Origin of the sequence: Paraburkholderia sp. RL17-373-BIF-A (assembly GCF_046030175.1) — a bacterium.
Taxonomy (GTDB): Bacteria; Pseudomonadota; Gammaproteobacteria; order Burkholderiales; family Burkholderiaceae; genus Paraburkholderia.
The window spans coordinates 84,306-105,481 of record NZ_JARESO010000006.1; the positions used below are offsets into that span (position 1 = coordinate 84,306).

A 21,176-nucleotide genomic window follows, 5' to 3' on the forward strand; every position below is an offset into this window, starting at 1 on the left:
GCTGCCGCCCCGGCGGGACTCGGCGGCGCAGCCCTCACTGCGCAACCGGCCGCTGGCCGTGAACCGGCGCTATTTTATGCTGGATTCGTCTGGCCGGGCCGTCTCTCGGCCTCCTGCGGCGTCGTGCGCCTCCCACAAACCGGCCGCCTGCCGCTTACCCAAAAAATGGGACAGGATTGGCCCACTGTCCGCTTCGTGAAGGCCGGGTTTCGCACGATCCGCCCTCAGGTTCGGAATACACCGCCCTGTAGAATGTCGCCCTTTCCGAAGTCCACGACACCTTCATCGTGACGATGAACGACACGGTTCGCACGTCAGAACCATAATGAGATGCCGCGACATGCCAGACATAAAAGATACGGGCGATTCAACGCACCGCATTGCCATCACCGCTGTCATTCTGTTATGTCTTGCTCCGCTGCTAGTCAAAGCGCCGCTATTACTCGGCCTGCTGAACGCTGACCCGACCTTGCTCTACGCGGGTTTGCAACAAGGGTTGCAGCATGGTCCGTTCGGCGGATTCCCGCCTCTGCCCACGATCGACCCCAACATCGCGTTCACCAGTCATGCGCTGGGACATCGCGCGATTCTCGACATCCTGCATGGTCAGTGGCCATGGTGGAACTATTACGAAGGCGTCGGCACGCCGCTTGCCGGCGAAATGCAGTCCGCCGCCCTGTTCCCGCTGACATGGCTGCTGTACTTCGAGAACGGCCAGTTGTACATGCACCTTGCGTTGCAGATCATCGCCGGTGTGTCGACTTACGTGCTGTTGCGCAGAATGCGGATCGCGCAAGTCGGCTCGGTCGCCGCCGCGCTCGCCTTCCAGTTCAACGGGACGTTTGCGTGGCTCGCCAACGCGGTCATCAATCCCATTGCATTCTTGCCACTCACGCTGATCGGCGTCGAGATCGCCCTAGAACGGGTTGCCAGCGGCCGTCGCGGCGGCGCCTTCTGGATCACGCTCGGGCTTGTCGCAGCGTTGTATGCCGGTTTCCCGGAGATGGCCTATCTCGACGGACTGCTTATTCTTTGCTGGACGCTGGTGCGAACGGCAGCGCTGCCTTCGGCGCTGCGCCTGCGTTTTCTACTGAGGGTCTGTTTTGGCGGCGTGGTCGCGCTAATGCTGTCGGCGCCCATCCTGATCGCATTTTTCGACTATCTGCCGTTGAGCTTTACTGGCGGCCACGAGGGCGATGGTTTTGCATCCATGCACTTGCCCGCGTCGGTGTTGATCGCCACGCTCGTTCCGTACATTTTTGGCGGCATCTTTCAGGACCCCGCCGCGGGCAGTTTCTGGGGACACGTTGGCGGATACGCGGGCATTGTCCTCGTGATGCTCGCGCTGTGCGGCGTCGTCGGTCAGCGATACCGTGGCCTGCGGGTCATGCTCGCCCTGTGGGTCGTCGTGACCGTGTCAATGTCGTACGGTTTGCCCGGCGCGAGCGCGCTGGTGTGGATCATCCCCGGCCTCAAGCTGGCGGCGTTCTTCCGTTATTTGCCGCCTTCCTGGGAATTCAGTCTATGCGTCCTCGCCGCGCTCGCGCTAAACGACGCCGCGAGCGGGCTTCTGCAACGACGGCTCAAGTATGCCTATGGCGCGGTGCTCGTCCTACTCGTCGCGGGATGCGCAATTGCCCACGGCGCGGGCCTCAGGCCACATGGACGATATGTACTGGGCGCTGTGATCTTTACTGGACTGCTGCTGGCCACGCTTGCGCTCGTCCTTTTCGCTGGACGTCGCAACACCGGTTCGCGGCGCTTCGCGCTCACGCTGTCGATTCTTCTCGCCGGCGAAAGCGCGCTGTATTTCATCGCGCCGGTCATGAGTAATCCGTCGCATGGCACGGTCGATCTGGCGGGCGTGCGCTTCCTGCAGGCCAATCTCGGCATGCAGCGCTTCGTCACGTTTGGTCCGGTGCAACCGAATTACGGTTCCTACTTCGGAATCGCGTCGATCAACCATAACGATTTGCCGATTCCCCGCATCTGGACGGACTTCGTCACCAGCAAGCTAGACGCCAATGCTCCGCCTATTCTGTTCACGGGTTCGTCGCGCGTAGATGCGTCCGGCCCATCTTCGCAAGACAGCTTGCTGCAGAATTTGCCGAACTATCTTGCCATCGGCACGCGATACGTATTGACCAGCATCAATGCCCCGCTGCCGGAAGAAACCAAAGCGATCGGCATCAAGCAAGTCGCCGCCGACACCAACATGCGCATCTACGAATTGAGCAACCCGCGTCCATACTTCGACGCACCGGCGTGCTCGCTGGAAGCGGCAACGCGCGGCGAACTTCGCGCCAACTGTACGCAACGCACGACGCTCACGCGGTTGGAGCTCTATATGCCGGGCTGGCGAGCCTTCGTCAACGGACAGGACACCGCGATTCGTCAGGTTGACGAAATTTTTCAGCAAATCGACGTCCCCGCGGGCACATCCAAGGTTCAATTCGTTTTCCGGCCTCCGCATATCGAATGGGCGTTCGTTGCGTTCGCAATTGGCCTGCTGATGATGCTGGTGGAACTCGGCATGTCAGCCACATCGAGACGCGCCGCCATGCGCGTCTGACAGACCAACCGGAAAGAGCCGGCTTTCGTATGCGCTACCATTACGCCACTCGCCGAATTTGCGTCTGGCCCGCATAACACGCTTCGCGGCCAGCGCAAAAGCAGCTCGCCGCACTTTAGACCGTCAAACCAGAACACAATCGCCAATGCAAGACTTCAACCCAGGCACCGTCGCCGTCGTGATTCCCTGCTACAACGAGGCAGCTACGATCGCCACGGTGGTTCGCGATTTTCGACGCGCGCTCCCCGAGGCTTCCATCATCGCCTTCGACAACAACTCGACGGACGACACCGCACGTGTCGCTCGCGAAGCGGGCGCGGACGTCATCAAGGTTCCGCTGCAGGGCAAGGGCAATGTCGTGCGCCGCATGTTCGCGGACGTCGAAGCCGACGTGTACGTGATGGTGGATGGCGACGCGACGTACGACGCATCCGTTGCGCCTGCATTGATCGGCAAGCTCGTCGAGGAGCGGCTGGACATGGTGGTCGGCTCACGCGTCAGCGACGAACAGGCCGCATACCGATTGGGCCACCGCTTCGGCAATGTCATGCTGACGCAATGCGTGGCATCGATTTTCGGCCGCACGTTCAAGGACATGCTGTCGGGTTACCGGATCTTTTCGCGCCGCTATGCAAAGTCGTTCCCGGCCCATGCATCGGGCTTCGAAACCGAAACGGAATTGACAGTGCACGCGCTCGGCATGCGCATGCCCGTGGCCGAACTGCCCACGCGCTACATCTCGCGCCCGGAAGGCTCCGAGAGCAAGCTGAACACCTATCGCGACGGCTTCCGTATCCTGATGACCATTTTCAAACTGGTCAAAAGCGAGAAGCCTTTCGCGTTCTTCACGGTCGGCTTCGCGATCTGCGCGCTGCTGTCCATTCTGCTGGCAATTCCGGTCTTCGAAACCTACGTCGAGACCGGGCTCGTGCCGCGCCTGCCCACCGCGTTGCTCAGTACCGCGCTGATGCTGCTCGGCGCAATTCTGCTGATCTGCGGCATCGTGCTGGATACCGTGACGCGCGGCCGGATCGAGGTCAAGCGGCTGGCGTACCTCGCCATCCCTGCGTCACGCAAGCAGGAGCAAAGCCAGTAAATGCGCACCCAGTTTTTCAGGTTCGCCATTGCCGGCGCCATCGGCTTTCTGGTGGATGCCGGCGTGCTGTATGTGGCGCTGGCAGTCGGCCTCGGGCCATATCTCGGCCGCGCCGTCTCCTTTCTCTGCGCAGCTTTCGCAACGTGGCAGATCAACCGCCGCATGACCTTCGTGGTGAAGCGGACGGAGTCGCTCTGGACCGAATGGGTGCGTTATCTGGCCGCCATGTCGGTGGGAGGCGCATGCAACTACGGGACCTATGTGGTCATGCTGCTGTTCCTGCCGAAGGTGACCGTCGCGCCGCTCATCGCGCTGGGGGTGGGCTCGATCGTCGGCATGTTCGTCAACTTCGCATTTGCGAAGTGGTGGGTCTTTCGCGCCCAGCATTGAACGACAGCGCCGTAAGCTGTCAGGGATTATCGGCGTGTTCTTGCATGCTGATAGCTTGCTAAATCATCAGTACGCCCACGCATCTGGCCTTCCGCGGCCAATCAGTGCCCTGCTCCGTCACGAACGAACATTCACCCCATTCGCCGAATAAGCTGCCGTTTTCGGCGAGAACTTACGGCGCAGAGCTCGCGCGCCATTCTGCGAAGGCACTTCGACCAGCTTATTCATCGCGTAACCGAGGATAAGCGCTCCGAACACAGTCGCGAACCAGACTGGCACGGCGCCGAAGCGCGGATAGAGAATCACTAGCGACACGCTCAATACCACGTAGTGGTTGAGATACAGACTGTAGGAGATCTTGCCAAGCCAATGGCCCACGCTGAAGATCCGGCCCGGCTGGATCGTAAAGGACAGCGCCATCAACAGGAACGCGCCGGTCGACGAACCCAGATCGCCGAAGATGCGAGCGCCCATGCTCCAGGGATTGTCGAACGGATACGCGAACAGGGCCAACGCAACGATCCACAACATGGCACGAGACGCCGGCCGCAATGCATGCGCCCACGCCAGGATCCTGGAGCGGCATGAGTAGAACCACGCTCCGATCACGAAGAAAGTGCCGTAGTGCGTGGTCAATAGCGCATCCTGAAGCGGCCATGGAATATGGCTCGGCGATCCCGCCAGTGCCGCGATACCGATCAGCGTGGAACTGACGACCGCGAGAATGACCGCCTTGAATCGAAGATGCAGCACGAGAAACGCAATCACCGGAAACGCCAGCGACAGTCTCATCTCATGCACGATCGACCACATGGGCGGATTGATGATCGAGGTATCGTAGCTGCCGATCAATTTCAGATGGTCGAAGATCATCTGTTTGTCCGGATGCGGATGCGCCGTGTACATCCAGCCTTTTTCCCAGACGAAGCCGGCGCGCGCAACCAGCCAATAGAGGCCTAGCGCGACCACGAGCGATGCGACAAACGGCGGATACAGCCGCACGACTCGCGCAGCGGCAAAGGTCACGTAACGGCGCGCACGCTGCTCGCCATACATGTGCGCGAGTGCATAGCCGCTAAGCATGAAGAAGACGATCACCGCCTGGTGTCCGGCCCACAGAACGCGCAGGGGCGTCCATTTCAGGAAGCCCCAGAGCGGTTCGACCTTGTACAGGCCTGCTACCGTCGTATGGGAGATCACTACGATCAGCGCGGCATAGCCTCGCAATATGTCCAGCGAGGGGGCTCGGTCATTACCCGCGCGCGCCGAATCCACCATATGCCGCCTCTTCACCCAAGTCCTATTTGAGATAGCGATTCTATCAGCTATCGCTCACGTGACCGTCCGGGCGGCCTTTGGACGATGGCGGTCGGTCCCTTCTGGCTGGCGGTTTCGGTCGCCGCATCTCTTGCCGCCGATCTTTTCCATGGAAAGGATTGGCAAGATTCTGCAATAATAAGATAGGAATTGTGGCTGATCGGATAACGTAAATGAGTGAGAGAGACACGACGGTTGATGTGCTTCGGGGGCTTGGCATCATTGCTGTCGTGGCGGGACACGCGTGGAGTGGCACTGGCTGGGCGCCCTTCTCGCCTTATTCGTTTCACATGCCGTTGTTTTTCTTCCTCTCTGGCCTGTTTTTCCGAGAGGAAAAGATGGAGGCACCGGTCGCTTTCGTTCTGAGAAACGCTCGCACCCTGTTGCTCCCCACGACGATTTTCTTCCTTGTCTATGCGCTCGTCTGCCAGGTCATACGCGCCGCCGGTTTCGTGAGGCTGTGGCAGCCGTTTTCAATCTCGAATGTGCTGTTCAATCAGTTCGGTAGCGCCGCAGCGTATGGATTCACTTCGCCGTACTGGTTCATCCCATGCCTGTTCTTTGTCCGGGTGTACTTTGCGCTCGTGCACGCGCGAGTGAACGCGCCTCTCGCGCGTATGGCGCGCGGACGTGAAGCGGTTTTGCAAACCGCCTGGGTTTTGCTTTACCTGGCTGGAGCAGGCTGCGCCATCTATTTTGCACAGCGTATGTACGCCGAAGGCCCCGTCACTTATCGCGAAATCGGTCTGCTGCGCGTGATGTTCGCGGCTTTCTTCTATTACGTCGGCTATCTGGCCGCGCATTGGAAAGCAACGCGATTCCTGCCCAATGTCCTCGTGCTCGTCGCCTTATACGTGATTCAGCAACAACTGTGGGTGACGGGCAAGACGTTGGACTTCTGGATGCAGATCATGCAATTCGAGCATCCCGTTCTGCCCATCGTGACAAGCCTCACGGGCATCGCCTTCATGTACGGCGTGGCCGGCATAATCGCGAATAATCCGACGTCGAGAAGGATATTGGCTTTCATTGGCGTCAACGCCCTGCCGATCGTGTTTCATCAGCTGTTTGCGTTCTTTCTCGTCAACGCGGCGCTCTGCGGCCTTGGCATCATCAAGCCGGCGGACGTGACGGGCGGCGCCTTCCAATGGCATACCGAACACATGTGGTACGTCTACGTGCTGGCGGGTATCGTCGTGCCCCTCGCAATCGACCGGTATCTCGTGAAGCCGCTTGGTCTTCTCTTCAAGAGCGCCTGGCGCCGCCCCGCCGCTGAAACCTGACAGCGAGCCGGGCGCGCGGTTCGAACGTCTTACTTCGACGCAAACATCGACTTCAGAATGGCAACGATCTGCTCGCCAGCCGTACCGTCGCCAAACGGATTCTTGCCAGCCGACATCGCCTGATACGCGGCTTCATCATCGAGCAAACGCGCAGTCTCACGAACAATCGTGTCGACATCCGTACCCACCAGCTTGTTGACGCCGGACTCCACACCTTCCGGCCGCTCGGTCACATCGCGCATCACCAGAACCGGCTTGCCCAACGCGGGACCTTCTTCCTGAATGCCGCCCGAATCGGTAAGGATGATATGACTCGCCGCCATGAGCCGCTGGAACGGCTTGTAGGTCAGCGGCTCTTCCAGATAGACGCCGGCCTGATCGCTCAACACGCGGTTGACCACTTCCCGGACCTTCGGATTCATGTGCACCGGATAGACGATGCGCACGTCCGGATGCGCCTCGGCGATTTTCCGCAACGCCGTGCAGATGTTCTCGAACCCAGGCCCGAAACTCTCGCGACGGTGCCCCGTCACCAGCACGATCCGCCGCCCTTCCGAAAGCGCGGTCTCGACTCGCTCCGGCAATTCGACGTGCTCGTTCTTCAGGCGCTCGAGCATCAGATACAGCGCGTCCACCACGGTATTCCCAGTCACGAAGATCTGGTCCGCGGGCACCCGCTCCGCAAGCAGATTCTGCTTCGACAATTCCGTCGGCGCGAAATGGACGTCGGTCACGAGCGACGCCACACGGCGATTCAGTTCCTCCGGAAACGGCGCAGCCATGTCATGGCTGCGCAGCCCGGCCTCGATATGTCCCACGCGAATGCGTCGATAGAACGCCGTTAACGCGGCCACCTGGACGGTCATCGTGTCACCCTGCACGAGGATGATATCGGGCGACTGCGCGGCGAGGAACTCGTCGATCGCGGTGAAGAGCCGCGCACTCAATCCCGCCAGCGACTGATTCTGCGACATCACGTCCAGACTCGCGTCCGGCGTCACGCCGAAGTCCGCGAAAGCCTGCATCAACATTTCCCGATGCTGCCCGACCGAACACAGGCACACGTCGAAATCCTCGTGAGCCGCGCGTAGCGCCTGCACGACCGAAATGACCTTGATCGCTTCCGGCCGCGTGCCGGCAAACACCACTACTTTTTTCTTTGCCATGGTAAATATCCTTTGAAACCGGCAGCTTCAGACCACTTCGGGCCGCGCATCGGTCAACTTGAAGTAACGGCTTTGACGCTGAGGCAGAAACGACGCATAGCGAACGCAATCGGCGTTCGTGCGGGTCAGGATGGCCGCGAAAATCTCCGCGTGCCGCGTATAGGCTTCCGCCGGCGTCATCGACTGGAACGACTGCTGCAAGCCCTCGCGCGGCTGGCGCATCGGCCGCCCGGCGTGCTCGACAATCGTTCTGGCCAGTTCGTCGCGAACTGCCTGCAAGTCCCACTCGTTGGCGATGGCCTGATAGAACTGCGGACCGTCCAGCGTCGACCAGTCATCACGATAGGCGCGAATCACCGTGCTTGCCTCACCAATCAACTGTTCGCGGGCGCCGCCGACGTCGGTGGCGATAACCGGCGCGTTACGCTGAAGCGCCTCTGATATCGCCAGACTCCAGCCTTCGGTAAAGGACGGCATCACAACTGCGCGCGCCAGATCGACGAATCGATAGACGTCGGACCGGTAGCCGGGCATCGACACCGCGTCTTGCAGGCCGTGATGCGCGATGCGCTCCTGGAGCTGCGCGGCGTATCGGGCATCCGAGTGCTTGCCGAGGATCACGAGGCGGATATCGGGCCGCTTCGCATGCGCGATCGCAAACGCATCGATCAGCAAGCCCTGTCCCTTCACCGGATTGATCGAAGCGACGTTGACGAACACCGGACTATCCGCCGGAAACCCGAGTTCCTCGCGCAGCGCGACGTCGCGCTCCGGTTCGAGCAAGGGTTTTGCGCTGCCCGAGTCACAGCCGTTGGGGACGACGATCATGCGGTCCGCGCTCAAGCGCAGGTTCACGTCGGCGAACATCGCGACGTTGGCCGACACGCAGATATAGGCGTCTGTCATTTCGTCCACGCGACGCCACTGTTCCTTACCCGCCGCGTCGAGCCACATGTACATGTTATGCACGGTCTGGACAAAGGGGATTTTCAGCGAAGCGCAGACCTCGCCGAGCGACAGCGAATAGTGAGCGTTGACGAGCGCCACCTTCCGCTCGACCAGCACCGCGCGAAGCTCGGCGGGATCGCTGGGCAGGCGCACGTAGTTGAACTGCCGTTGCTTGAGTTCGGCCTCGGCCTCGTTCGCGATTTCGCCGGTGACGCCGAGCATGGGCTGAAAGCCCGCCTTGCCCAGGCGGTCCAGCAAATCGAAAACGACACGTTCGAGACCGCCGACCATGAAGCTGTCGACCTGCAACATGACGACCGGTGCGACCGACGGGTCGAAGGCGAGCGCGTCCGGCACCATCAGCGATTGCGTGCTATTGGTCGCCTTCCAGAAACGGCGCGCGGAGTCGACGACGTTCGCTGGAGTCGCCTCGATCACCATGGGATGCAGCAGCGCCAGTCCCAGGAATACCTGATGGTCGAGTGCGATACACAAGTCCACATGGTCGTAGACGTCGCTGCGTAATGCGTACGGATTGTCGCCCGCCTTGAACACCACGACGATCACCACGCCGGGCGCTTGCGGCGCCAAAGACGGCAAGTCGGCGGCGGCGATAATTTTCAGTTGCGCGTCATCGGCATTCAGGTCGCTCGCACCACGCTCACTAGCCGGCAAGACAGATGCGAGCGCCTGGCTCGACGCCCAGCGAGGCGCGTCCGTATCGAACTGACCGAGCCACTGCGCGACACGTTGTTCGTCGAGCAATAATGGCGCATTTGGAAAGCGCTTGACGGGCGTAGGGGCCGAGGCAACCGGCGTTGGCTGAGGCGCCTGGACTGCCACAGCCTTGACTGCCACGCGAGTCCGCCTGGCAAGCGTACGCAACACGCGACGCATCCGCGCCCCCAACGTTCGCGCCGCCGACGCGCGCAGCGCGTCGCCAACGCTCTGCTGTTCCTCGAGCGCCGCCACAAGACGAGTCTTCTCTGCTTCCCCAGCAGCAACGGTCTGTTTGAGAGCTGCCACTTCGCTATCCTTCTCTCTAATCACGCCTTCGAGGCGACCCGCCTCGATCTTAACTGCCTGAATCACGCCTTCGAGGCGAGCTTCCTCGTTCTTGCCTTGCTGAATGACGCCCTCCAGTCGATCGGCTTCGCCTCTCAACTCCTGGACGAAAGCCTCCAGACGTTGTGTCTCGCCATACAGGAAGGTGTTGCGATCCAACAGCGCCCCGATCTGCGTATCCTTTGCTTCGAACCCGCGCTCGTAAAATCCCCGGTGTTCACGCCACACCAGTCCGGGCCGATATCCGGCGTCGGCGAGATAGTTCAGAAGATACGCGCACCGCGCACCCAGTTCGGCCAGTTGCGAAACTTCCGGCAACCCGAAGCTCAATGGCTTCGTCACGTCGCCGAGGATATTGACCCAGTCACCCGACAGAACCCGCTGGACTTCCCGCACCGCCCGCTCGAGATACTGGCGCGCAGTCTCGTAGTCGCGGCGAGCCACGGCAAAGCTGGCCGCCAGGTCGAGCGCAGCAACCGTCTTGGTTGCCAGCAGCGGACTAAAAGGAACCGGGTCCATCGCGGCGCACTTCAATGCCCACGCCTCGGCACCCTTCAGATCGCCTATTGCCTGCAAGAGCTTGGCGGCGACATAAGTCTGCGATATCGACCATCGCAGATACTGCGCGTCATTCTTGTTCGTATCGAGGTACGCCTGAATTTCCGCCACACACGTGCGCACCGTTTCCGACGAAGCCCGCGCGGCAAGCACGCGATAGGCGTGGCCGCAAAGCGCGGCGCCGTAATCGGCGGTGTCGTGCGGCGCCTGCTGCAAGACTCGCGCTTGCAGGCTGCCCAATTCAGCGTCGTTGTTCATGCGCGTGCCGATGGTCACCATGCTCCTGAAGAGCCATGGATTCGCCATGCTGCGTCCGTCCGGCAACACATTGAACGCCGGCGAATCGGCGTGCTTGTACATCGTATCGACAAAAGCCGACGGATCCGCGCTGACGGGATCGCGCATCGAGACGACGATCAAATGACCGTCGCTGGCCACCGTGGGCTGGTCGAGTTCTATCTTGCGCCAGGCGACGTGGGACGGCGCATCCGGCCGCGAAATAAAAGCGCATTCCGGCAGCCAGCTTGTGTGGGCCGAACCGGTACTCGAGCACAGCAGTTCGACAGAAGACTGCGTTTTCACAGAAGCGTCGCCCGTGCTCTGCGGGGCCGTCAATCCGAGAATCAATCGTCCACCCGGCCGCACGATGTCGGCGAGCCGCGGCCAGTCGAGCGGCGCGAACCGGCGAACGTCGCGGCAAATCACGACGTCGAAAGAATGGTTCGTCAGGCCGTTCAATTCCTGACCGGACCACGGCTTGAAATCGACGCGACCCGCCACGCCATATTCACTCGACGCATAGCCGCACTGCAACGCGTCGGGCACGATGCCGAGCACGTGGCTCGCCGTCGAGTTCTGCGCAACGACGTAGGCGCCGCTGCCGGCCGTGTCGTCCAGCACGAGAACGGCGTCGCCGACCCGAACGAAACTGCCGACCTGCGTGAGCTCGGCGACTTTGGTTTGCGACGCCGCGTCGGTGTGCCGCAAGACGTCTTCAGCCATCGCGGGGCGTTGCTCCGTCGACGCGTTTGCAGCACGCTCGAAAGCGCAGACTTCGTAGCTGCCCAACGAGGGCAGCGGACAAGTCAGCCGCGCGAATGTCAAACGGGCGTGGATGCGAAACCCGAGTTCGAAGGCCCGTGCTTTGACGTGGCCGCTAGAAGCAAGGCCGGCTTCGTCTTGCGCGACCGGGCTCATCAGCGCGACGTTCGTGATACCCGCATCCGCAATCAGCTTGAGCCAGACTGCCGCCTCGGCGGCCTTGCTGTCCGGCGGGAGAACCACGATCGCCGCGTCGAAGGATTCGCGCTGGGCAATGCCGAGGGAAGGGGCCGTGACAGACGCCGCTTCGAGCCGATTTGACACGAACCGATGATCGGCTTGTGCCCCGCCATCCGCGTCGAGCGAAAGCGCGTACGGATCGGTTCCCGCGGCCAGCAGGAAGTCGAGCGCATCAGCGGCATGCGCGCCGATGTACAGGATCTTGCCGTGCCCGAAACAGGTTACGCACTGGCGCAAGCATGCTCGCACATCGTGGCTTGAAAACACGGTCATACAGTCAACACCAAGGTTTTGTACGGCGAGCCGTTTTGTCGAAGGACGCCAGCCGCCCCTCGTCGTTGCGACTGACAGGCGTTCACTTACGAGGCCTCGCCGGTGGGTGCTTCAAGTTCGGCGCGCATGTGCAGATCGCACACGCCACCGAAGAAATGCGTGTCGACACGCGCGCGGACCATGAAGAACGCGGCCTCGTCGATCCAGTGCAAGATTGCCTGATCGGAGAAGTTCATCGACTCCTGGTGGATCAGCGAGGCCTGCACCTCGTAGAAATTTTCGCCGAGCGAGCAGGAGTCCATCGTGAAGACGACGGAATGCTCTTCGCCCGCACGGAACTTCCGGTTCCAGAAAATGAAGCCGTCCTGCTTCCCGGCAATCAGTTCGGCGTCCTGGTTGAACGTCCCCCAGGAGTACATCTTGATGCCTTCCTTGTTGCGGATCCGCAGATTGACATAGAGCTTGTCCATGTCTTCCCGGATCGAGAATTTCACCACGATCTTGACCGTATCGCCGGTGTAGAACGTGGTGCATTGCTCGCCCGCGCCGTCCAGCACGGAGACGTCCGTAATCAGCGCTTCGAGGCTGCCGAATTCGAACTTGCCGCCTTCGTTGCGCGCGTCGGTTTCCATCTGATCCGCTGCGTCCGAGACATTCGACACGGCTTGCGCGAGGTGCCCTTCAGCGGCAGCGGCCTCGAGCGGCTCGGCCGTCGCGGCGGGCGCCGTCAACTGCGGCGATTCCACGGGCGCCGCGACCTTCGGTGCGGTGTCCGCCTTGACCGCCTGCTTGTGCTCGGCGATCTCCTTTTGCTTGGCGAGGTTTTCCTCGTCGTGCAACAGCTTGCGATAGGCCAGCACGACTTCGCCGGACGGCCCTGCCGCCATCACCTCGCCGTGGTGAAGCAAAATGGCGCGGTCCGTAAAGGTTCGGACCGACTCGATGTCGTGCGACACGAAGAGAATCGCGACGCCACGATCGCGCAGCTGGCGAATGCGCTGATAGCAGCGCTTCTGGAACAGCGCGTCGCCCACTGCTAATGCCTCGTCGACGATCAGCACATCCGGGTTCAGTTGCACCTGCACCGCAAATGCGACGCGCACCATCATGCCGCTCGAGTAGTGCTTGACGGGTTGGTCGAAGAAATCGCCGATCGCCGCGAAGCGGATGATCTCCGGCATGGCCGCGTCCATCTCCTTGCGCGACAAGCCGAGAATCGAGCCGTTCAGATACGCGTTCTCGCGCCCCGTAAACTCCGGATTGAAACCGCTGCCCAATTCCAGCAGAGCCGCGACCCGGCCGTGCACCTCCACGTCGCCCTGAGTGGGCGACAGGACGCCCGCGATGATCTGCAGCAGCGTCGACTTACCGGCGCCGTTGCGGCCCACGATACCCACCGCTTCGCCCTTCTTCACGTTGAAGGAGATGTTGCGCAGCGGCCAGAATTCGCCGAAAAACTGGCGACGGCCACGAAGTAGCATCTGCGCCAGCCGATGGTGAGGCTTCGCATAAAGTTCGTAACGCTTGCTCAGCTCGCGAACGTGGATAGCTATATCGTCCAAGACCACTCTCTTTGTTGATGAACAGCTTTAAACAAAGCTGTGATCGGGAGCCGCCCGCCTCTCGCGCGCGGCCCCGGTTAGCCGACTAAGTCAGCGCCTCGATCAGTTCCTTCTCGCCCGTGGCCTTCTGCTCGACCAGCCGCTCGCAGATCGCCCGATTATGCGCGGCCATCTCCATGCGCGTCGCCGCGTCCGGAATCAGCCCCTTGGCAAAATCCTCGACGTTCACGAAACGCATGCCGTACGTGTTGAAGTCGCCGATGTTGGGCGTATCCACGATGGGCACGATGCCGAACGCCAAATACTCGATCAACTTCGTCGGGCAGGACACGTGGTTCACCACCATGTCGTCCCGCAGAATGAAGCCGAAATGGCAGTGCTGATACACCTCATTGAGTTCGGCGCGCGTCGCGCTGGCCACATGGAAGTTCGGGTGGCTTTGAACCTCGGGCGCCGCCGCGTTTCTCATCACGTCGACGTCCGGCGTGTACATCCACCAGTCGGCGTGTTCGAGCGCTCGCGCGACCACGCTCATCATGGCAGGTACGTTTTGCCACTTCTGCGTGCCGCCGGCATAAATGACCGTCGGCCGGCCATCCTTGTAGGGCCGCACCGCTTCGCTGCCCTCTTCCAATGCGAAGATCGGCAACACGATCACTTTCGCGCGCAGCAGCTCGCGATACTTGTGCGCAAGATAGTTGCCCATTGCCTGCGACACGACGATCACACGGCTCGCCTTCTCCACCGCCGTGCGCTCGCAATCGTCATGGATGCGCGCGGAGAAGAAATCGTTGTGCATCCGAAATTCTTCCGGCACGACACCGTGCACGTCGAGCACCCATTTCAGGCCCGGCACGCGGAGCGCCGCCTCGGCTGCCGCATTCGGCATGCGCAAGACGCTGTGGAAATAAACGCGCTTGAAGCGGCGCGCCAGCAGCGCCACGACCCGGCATTGATTGACCGACTGCAGGGAAATATTGAGGACCCAGGCGTTATGCGCCGCCCTTTCGATAAAAGGCTTGGCCTCCGGATGACCGCGTACATCGCAATACACGCGGTGCTTCGTGGGAAACAGCGAATCGATCGCCTTCACGCGCTGGAAGTAGCCGTCGCGCTCTCGCTCCTTGGTCGGATACGGAGCGAAGAAAAGAATTCCTTCGCCGTGCAGCATCAGTTGCAACAATTCGTATCCGCGCACGAGGCGGCTCACCTTCGAGGTGGGGAACTGTGCCGCGCGAGCCAGCCGGTTGATCACGCGCTGCATGAGTCCGAGCGGCTTGTCTTGCGGCTTGGCGGCTTGCATTGCGGTTAGCTGGCGAGCCATGCCCGACGTCCTGGCGACCAGCGCGGTCAGTTCATGAGCGAGCGATTCGAACCGGACCGTCATGCGCTGTACGATCTCCGGCGCGACACCTTCGCCGTCCGTCGACAGGTATTGCTCGATGTCCGCGTCGATACTGTTGATCACGGGAAGCAAGGAAGCGGCCGACGCACGTTCGTCGACATGGCGCCCCATCACCAGCGAACGGAGGTCGGTCAACCCCTCCGCCTGGATGCGCGCGATTTCTCCGCTCAAGTGCTTCGAATAGTCCTCGAGACCTGCCACGAGCGTGCGCATCTGGCGCGCGTACAGGTGATGCGTTTCGAGGTGAATCGGAAACCGCTTCGGCGAGGCAATCGCAAACAACGAATCCTGCATCCAGGCGGTCACGGACAGGCGCGTGCGATCTTGCCATGCGCGGCCATGCTTCTCTTCGAATCGCGCGCGGTTTTGCGCGGCGAATCCTTGGGCCTCGACGACATCCAGCTTGCCGAACGACGCCGAGCCCCAGTGATGGATATACACATCACGCGCCACATGCATCTTGAAACCGGCTTCCAGAATGCGGACGCAATGGTCGTCGTCTTCGTAGGCGCCAGGAAAGAATCGTTCGTCGAGCGTGCCCACGCGTTCGATCAGCTCGCGCGAAAACAGCACGCAGTAATAGCTCAGAAAGTCGCTGTCGACCGTCAAGCCCAACCAGCCTTCGCGCCGGCGAATGGCGAATTCGGTGAGCACCGGCATATCGAGCGCGGCGCTGCCCTCGCCCAGTCGGTTGCGGTCGCCGAGATGGTAGGGAATCGGAATGCCCTGCTCATTGTTCGACGCGTTGGTCAGCGGGCCGATCGCATCCTTATCCGCCGCGACGAGGTAGTCCAGCCAATGGTCGGTGACGATGACGTCGCTATTGAGCAGGCAGATATGCGTGATCGCCGGGTCCGACAGGCAGTACTCGATACCGACGTTATTACCACCGGAAAATCCGAGGTTCTTGTCCTGCTGGAAGAATTTGCCTTGCAGGCCATGCTGGGCGACGGCGTTCTCGAACGTGGCCTGCACGGCGGCACGCTCGGCCGGCCGGGATGCGTTATCGATCGCGGCCACCACGAATTCCGTATCGCTTCGGGTCTTGATCAGGCTCTCGATCGCAAGCGCGAACACCTCCGCTGAATTGAAGGTTACGATAACAATACCAACACGCGCCTTCTTGCTATTCATTATATTAATCCAATACCTGCCGACGTTAATTCGACTTATACCTTTTAAGCGAATTTCTTAAAGCACATCAGGAAATCCTTTTTTGGATTTCATGAAAAACCAGTAGCACACGCATAGAAAAGCAATCGAAATCGCCAATTGAATAATCATGCCGACCGGATCGGGCCATTCGCCAAAGAAGAATGCGTGCCGTACGTTTTCCAGCACCGGAGTAAAAGGATTCATCGCGACCGCGAATCGCAGGATTTTCGGCACCATGTCGAGCGGATAAAACACCGGGCTCAGATACATGATCGCCATGGAGATTGGCGGCACCAGCAGCTTGATGTCGGGCAGATAGACGCCGAGCGACGCCAGCAGATACGTCACACCCAGCACGGCGAAAAACATCGGCAACAGGACAACCGGCAGCGCAATGGCGGACAGCGGCGGCAAGCCGACGAACACCAGGTTGAACAGGAGCAGAAGACCGTAGCCGATCGCCGCGTTCACGACCGCGGACAAGGTAATGGCGAGCGGCAATACTTCGAGCGGGAACACGACCTTTTTGATGAAGTTCGGATTCTCGCGCATCAGCATCGGCGCGCGCAGAAAGCATTCGGAAAAGAACGTGTAAGTGATCAGTCCGCTGAAAAGAATCAGCGCGGACGCCTTACTGTTTAACCCTTCGCCCGCCCAGCGCGCCTTAAACACGACGCTAAAAACAAAGAAATAGACCAGCAAGGTGAGGATTGGCGTAACGATCATCCAGACGGAGCCGAGCGCCGAACCGCGGAATTTAGTCGCAAGGTCACGGCGGACAAAGTCCCACAAGAGCGACCGATGCCGCAAAACAGAAATTTGCATTGATAGATTCCGACAAACCGTCTGCATTTCGATTGTCCAAACCGATGCAAACGGTGCTAAAAATTCCGGCGGCTCGTTGACAGGCGCGCCGGAACGTAATGAATATTTCTGGATACAGCCGCCGCCATCTTAACCCGGCATTCTGCCGTAGCGGACTGAACCCAGTCAAATCAGGCCCTGCGCGCCGCAAGGCCCTTCGTGCAGGCGTCAGGCCGCCTGAGCCGCGCCGCTATTCGAATTGACCGATGCGCGGCGGCGACGCCAGCGTAAACGGCAGAACCTCGCAGTTGAGCGACAGATTGGGGTTGTATGCCGGGTCCCGTTCGAACCAGCCCTCCCAACGTGCCTCCATGCGGCGAATCTCGCTGACGAAGCGCTCGTACTTCACCGGATCGTGGTCCGAGCCGCGCGTGGCCGATTCGTGGTGGTACAGCTCGGCGTACGGCGTCCAGATATTGCGGTAGCCCGCCTTCAGCAGCTTCATGCAGAAGTCCACGTCGTTGAAGGCGACCGCCAGCTCTTCTTCCAGGCCGCCCACTTCGTCGTAGACCGACTTCCTGACGACGAGGCAGGCGGCGGTCACCGCCGACAGATTCTGCGTCGCCACCGCGCGGCCGAAGTACCCGTAATGCCCACGCTTCATCATGTGATGCATGTGGCCGGCAATGCCGCCGAGACCGAGCACCACGCCGCCGTGCTGCAATGCATCACTCGGATACCACAGACAGGCGCCCACCGCGCCGGCGCGCGGCAGATTGGCCAGACTGACCATTTCATTCAACCAGTCCGGCGAGATCACTTCGATATCGTTATTCAACAGACACAGGAATTCGCCGGTCGCCACGCGTGCCGCGCGATTATTCAGAGCCGAGAAATTGAACGGCGATTCATCGCGCAAAACACGCACATTAGGACGCTGCGACACCTCGTCGAAATATCTCAGTGTCTCCGGCCTCACGCTGCCATTGTCGACGATGATGATTTCGAAATTCTGATAAAGCGTCCGCGCAAAAATACTGTCGAGACACTGCTTGAGCAGCGCGAGCCCATCGCGCGTCGGAATCATGATCGACACTTTGGGCTGCGGGCTCGGCAACGTATAACGCACGCGCAGCACGCCAAGTGTTTCGATCGGGTGCTCGACCGTCGCGCTGATGTTGGCCCGCTTCAGATGATCTTCCAGCGCGCGAATCGCGGCGATCAACGCATAAGGCTTCTCGCTGCCGCTGCCCGCCGTGCTGCCGGGCACGATGCGCCAGTGATACAGCACATGTGGAATGTGGATCACGCTGTCGTCGCCGGCAAGCTCCACGCAGCGCAACGCCAGGTCGTAGTCCTGGCTGCCTTCGAAGCCCTTCCTGAAGCCGCCCGCTTCCCGAACCAGCTTCGTCTCGAACACGCCCAGATGGGAAAACATGTTCTGCGTCAGGAACATTTGCGGGTTCCAGTCGCACTTGAAGTAAGGCGTGGTGCGCTTGCCCTCGGTGGTGAGCTTGTCTTCGTCGCTGTAGAACATCCGGCCTTGCGGATGCTGATTGATGTAGCGCGCCACCATGTAAAGCGCGTGCGGCGGCAGCAGGTCGTCGTGATCCAGCAAGGCGACGTATTCGCCGGTCGCGAGCGCGAGCGCACTATTGCTGGCTTCGGAAATGTGGCCGTTCGTCTCGCGGAAGACGACCTTGATGCGGCTGTCGGCAGCGGCCAACTCCTGCAGGACGACCTTGACGTGCGGCTGGGTCGACGCATCGTCCGCGATGCACAACTCCCAATGCGGATAGATCTGCGCCTGAACCGAGGCCACCATTTCGCGCAGCAAACGTTCGTCGCTATTGAACGTCGGCACGACGACGGAGATCAGCGGCTTGCGCGCCAGCCGGCCGATATCCGCTTCGATTTCGAGTTTCCTGGTCGGCGTGACCGTGTCGTACAGGCCGATCCACTCGTGATAAACCTCGTCACGCGGCGGACCGTCGGCGAAGCCGCGGCCGCTTTTGAGCCGGCGCACGCGCGCCACGACGCCCGGCAGACCTTCGCGCCGGATCGTCGACGCGTAGTAGCCCAACGCGCTACCCAGCCCGCCCCTGACCTCGGCCTGGCGGCTAATAGTGCTGAACGCGAGGCGCACCGCCTTCACGACGCGGGCAAGCGAGCGCAGCGGCGCCGTCACCCGCCACGAGGTCGAATTGATTAAAGCGGCATTCTCAACTTCCAGTTTCAGAATCCGATTGTTCAGCTTTGCGATCGACTCGCCATCGTGCAGCGCATCATCAAGCAGTTTTTCGAGCAGTGCCACACGCCCCTGAAGATGGCGCATATCCTCCGCGCCATGCGACAACGGCTCATCTTGGGAGACGTCCTGACTGACTACATCCTGCTGATGCTCACCAAATTTTGTGTTCATGCATTTCCTTCCTGCTCATCCGACGAGCTGACTGCTGCTCGTCGGTTTCCTGACCAATGGCACTGACTACCGCCGCACCGCGTTCTAAAGCCTGCCCAACCGCCCGCGAATGCCGTCCCACATTCCAAGCAACGCCATTTTCAAATGGGCCATCCGCTGCGAGGGCATCAATGAATAGATGACGAGCCGCACGGGAAATTTGACCAGTTCGGACGACTTCCACGTCCAGGGCACATAGGAACGGCCAATCAGCACAACGGCATTGCGGAACAGGTAGTAATGGCGCAACGGGCTATGCATCGGATACGCGCGGCCCAGTACGCGGACCGGCTCGCCGCCGAGTTCATGGCTCATGTGCACCCATGGCACGCCCAGCACCCGATAGCCCTTCTGCTTGGCACGCACACACCATTCCAGGTCGACAAAATCGATGAAAAGCGCGTCGTCCATCGGACCGATGCTCGACCACCAGCGCAAATTGATGCACGACCCCGACGAAATCAGGAAGTCGACCTCGATGGGCTGATCGCCCTGCGGCACGATGCGCTCCAGCGTGCCCCACTTGAAGCGCACGAACGGCGCGAGGCCGCGCAGGCGCGCATCTTCGTAGGCCGGGCCCGCCAGCGCGACACGCTCTCCCGATGCGTTGGCCGCGTCGATGACCTTCGGCAACTCCGTGAACAGCGACGCGGGCGGCTCGCTGTCCTGATCGAAGATGATCGCCATGTCGAAGCCGCCGCGAATCAGCGCTTCGACGCCCTGATTGATCGCTGTCGCGATGCCCGCATTCTCACCGTTGGGCAGGTACTCGATCGCGCCGGCTAGTCCCAGCTCGCTCGCTGGGCGCACGTCCGGCGTGTTGTCGACCACCACGCAGTGCATCCTTGCGGCGAGCCGGTTGGCCCGCTCGATACAGGCCGCATCGGGGTTGTAGAAAACAACGACGGCCCCCGTACGCGATGTCAGCGGCGTGCTGCTCAACGCTCGGCCAGGCAAAGTTGCAAGGCGTCGCGCCAGTCCGGCGCCTGCACGCCGAACGTCCGTGCAAGCTTGTCATTCGACATGCGCGAGTTGCCGGGCCGCTTCGCCGGCGTCGGATAGGAAGCAGCCGGGATCGGTTTGACGGTCGGCGTTTTCGCCAGACCCGACAGTTCGAAAATGGCCTCGGCAAAACCGTGCCACGATGCCGAACCCGTCGCGGTCAGGTGATAAACGCCCGAATGCTGCTGCCACCAGTCGCTCTGGCCCGGCGCCGCTGCCTGCGCGAGTACGTTCGCAGTGAGCGCCGCAATCGTTTTCGACCAGGTCGGCGCGCCGACCTGGTCGGCGACCACGCTCAGCTCGTCACGGTCCGCGCCGAGGCGCAGCATCGTCAACAGGAAGTTCTTGCCGCGCGTGCCGTACACCCAGCTCGTGCGGAAAATGAGGTGCGCGCAACCGCTCGCGGCGATGGCCTGCTCGCCGGCCAGCTTGGTGCGTCCATACGCGTTTTGCGGATCGGTGGGATCGTCTTCGACGTAGGCGCCGTCTTTCTCACCGTTGAACACGTAGTCGGTCGAATAATGGACCAGCGCTGCGCCCAGCTTCTTCGCTTCTTCAGCGAGCACGCCGGGCACTTCGCCGTTGATGCGCATGGCGAGATCGAGTTCCTCTTCCGCCTTGTCGACCGCGGTATAAGCTGCGGGATTGACGATCAGCGTCGGCCGGATGTTGCGCACCACGGCACGCACCTGATCCGGATCGGACAGATCCATCGCGGCGCGGTCCACCGCGACCACCGTGCCGAGCCCTTGCAGCGTACGCGCGAGCTCGAAGCCCACCTGGCCATTTACGCCGGTGACGAGGATCGTTCGCTTGGCATCATGTGCGCTCATGCTCC

Annotated in this window: 13 protein-coding genes; 4 read left to right on the plus strand and 9 right to left on the minus strand. The window is 61.1% G+C overall.

Features of this window, described 5'->3' with window-relative positions; translation table 11 throughout:
- Positions 1–340: 340 nt before the first annotated feature.
- The 3 genes from P0D80_RS09445 to P0D80_RS09455 all read left to right on the plus strand — a co-directional run bounded on the left by P0D80_RS09445 (position 341) and on the right by P0D80_RS09455 (position 4,058).
- Positions 341–2,572: a hypothetical protein gene (locus P0D80_RS09445; RefSeq protein ID WP_408283118.1), complete on the plus strand. Its 2,232-nt coding sequence runs from the start codon at positions 341–343 to the stop codon at positions 2,570–2,572.
- Between the two features lie 145 nt (positions 2,573–2,717).
- Positions 2,718–3,668, plus strand: coding sequence for a glycosyltransferase family 2 protein (locus tag P0D80_RS09450; protein WP_408179385.1), 951 nt, complete (start codon positions 2,718–2,720; stop codon positions 3,666–3,668).
- Positions 3,669–4,058 carry a GtrA family protein gene (locus P0D80_RS09455; RefSeq protein ID WP_408179384.1) on the plus strand — a complete coding sequence of 130 codons (390 nt, stop codon included), beginning with the start codon at positions 3,669–3,671 and terminating at the stop codon, positions 4,056–4,058.
- A gap of 117 nt (positions 4,059–4,175) precedes the next feature.
- On the opposite strand, the gene P0D80_RS09460 is transcribed toward P0D80_RS09455, so the two are convergent.
- The gene (locus tag P0D80_RS09460; RefSeq protein WP_408283121.1) at positions 4,176–5,351 is read right to left on the minus strand and encodes an acyltransferase family protein; all 1,176 of its coding nucleotides are present in this window, start codon (positions 5,349–5,351) and stop codon (positions 4,176–4,178) included.
- Between the two features lie 197 nt (positions 5,352–5,548).
- Between P0D80_RS09460 and P0D80_RS09465 the strand changes: the two genes are divergently transcribed.
- Complete coding sequence (locus tag P0D80_RS09465; protein WP_408283124.1) at positions 5,549–6,658, plus strand: acyltransferase family protein; 1,110 nt, start codon at positions 5,549–5,551, stop codon at positions 6,656–6,658.
- Between the two features lie 29 nt (positions 6,659–6,687).
- Here the strand turns inward: P0D80_RS09465 and wecB are convergent, their stop codons facing one another.
- From wecB to rfbD, 8 genes are all read right to left on the minus strand, one after another.
- Entirely contained in the window at positions 6,688–7,824 is a 1,137-nt protein-coding gene (gene wecB / locus P0D80_RS09470) for a non-hydrolyzing UDP-N-acetylglucosamine 2-epimerase (RefSeq protein ID WP_408283127.1), read from the minus strand.
- A 27-nt stretch (positions 7,825–7,851) separates the two neighbouring features.
- A complete protein-coding gene (locus P0D80_RS09475; protein WP_408283130.1) occupies positions 7,852–11,949 on the minus strand; it encodes a glycosyltransferase in 4,098 nt (1,365 codons plus the stop codon).
- Between the two features lie 86 nt (positions 11,950–12,035).
- Entirely contained in the window at positions 12,036–13,511 is a 1,476-nt protein-coding gene (locus tag P0D80_RS09480; protein WP_408179376.1) for an ABC transporter ATP-binding protein, read from the minus strand.
- 85 nt (positions 13,512–13,596) lie between these two features.
- Complete coding sequence (locus P0D80_RS09485) at positions 13,597–16,050, minus strand: glycosyltransferase (protein ID WP_408283133.1); 2,454 nt, start codon at positions 16,048–16,050, stop codon at positions 13,597–13,599.
- Between the two features lie 57 nt (positions 16,051–16,107).
- A complete protein-coding gene (locus P0D80_RS09490; protein ID WP_342960110.1) occupies positions 16,108–16,896 on the minus strand; it encodes an ABC transporter permease in 789 nt (262 codons plus the stop codon).
- Positions 16,897–17,125: 229 nt separating this feature from the next.
- On the minus strand, positions 17,126–19,297 hold the full coding sequence (locus P0D80_RS09495) for a glycosyltransferase family 2 protein (RefSeq protein ID WP_408283136.1): 2,172 nt from the start codon (positions 19,295–19,297) through the stop codon (positions 17,126–17,128).
- 84 nt (positions 19,298–19,381) lie between these two features.
- Positions 19,382–20,278, minus strand: coding sequence for a glycosyltransferase family 2 protein (locus tag P0D80_RS09500; RefSeq protein WP_408179372.1), 897 nt, complete (start codon positions 20,276–20,278; stop codon positions 19,382–19,384).
- The gene (gene rfbD, locus P0D80_RS09505) at positions 20,275–21,171 is read right to left on the minus strand and encodes a dTDP-4-dehydrorhamnose reductase (protein WP_342960113.1); all 897 of its coding nucleotides are present in this window, start codon (positions 21,169–21,171) and stop codon (positions 20,275–20,277) included. Before rfbD ends, P0D80_RS09500 begins: the two co-directional genes overlap by 4 nt.
- Between the last annotated feature and the right edge of the window lie 5 nt (positions 21,172–21,176).

What these genes read in the sequence shown, in the direction of transcription:
- rfbD (WP_342960113.1), bottom strand. Translation starts at nt 21,171, where the DNA reads ATGAGCGCACATGATGCCAAGCGAACGATCCTCGTCACCGGCGTAAAT.
- wecB (WP_408283127.1), bottom strand. Translation starts at nt 7,824, where the DNA reads ATGGCAAAGAAAAAAGTAGTGGTGTTTGCCGGCACGCGGCCGGAAGCG.
- P0D80_RS09445 (WP_408283118.1), top strand. Translation starts at nt 341, where the DNA reads ATGCCAGACATAAAAGATACGGGCGATTCAACGCACCGCATTGCCATC.
- P0D80_RS09495 (WP_408283136.1), bottom strand. Translation starts at nt 19,297, where the DNA reads ATGAACACAAAATTTGGTGAGCATCAGCAGGATGTAGTCAGTCAGGAC.
- P0D80_RS09465 (WP_408283124.1), top strand. Translation starts at nt 5,549, where the DNA reads ATGAGTGAGAGAGACACGACGGTTGATGTGCTTCGGGGGCTTGGCATC.
- P0D80_RS09455 (WP_408179384.1), top strand. Translation starts at nt 3,669, where the DNA reads ATGCGCACCCAGTTTTTCAGGTTCGCCATTGCCGGCGCCATCGGCTTT.
- P0D80_RS09450 (WP_408179385.1), top strand. Translation starts at nt 2,718, where the DNA reads ATGCAAGACTTCAACCCAGGCACCGTCGCCGTCGTGATTCCCTGCTAC.
- P0D80_RS09490 (WP_342960110.1), bottom strand. Translation starts at nt 16,896, where the DNA reads ATGCAAATTTCTGTTTTGCGGCATCGGTCGCTCTTGTGGGACTTTGTC.
- P0D80_RS09475 (WP_408283130.1), bottom strand. Translation starts at nt 11,949, where the DNA reads ATGACCGTGTTTTCAAGCCACGATGTGCGAGCATGCTTGCGCCAGTGC.
- P0D80_RS09485 (WP_408283133.1), bottom strand. Translation starts at nt 16,050, where the DNA reads ATGAATAGCAAGAAGGCGCGTGTTGGTATTGTTATCGTAACCTTCAAT.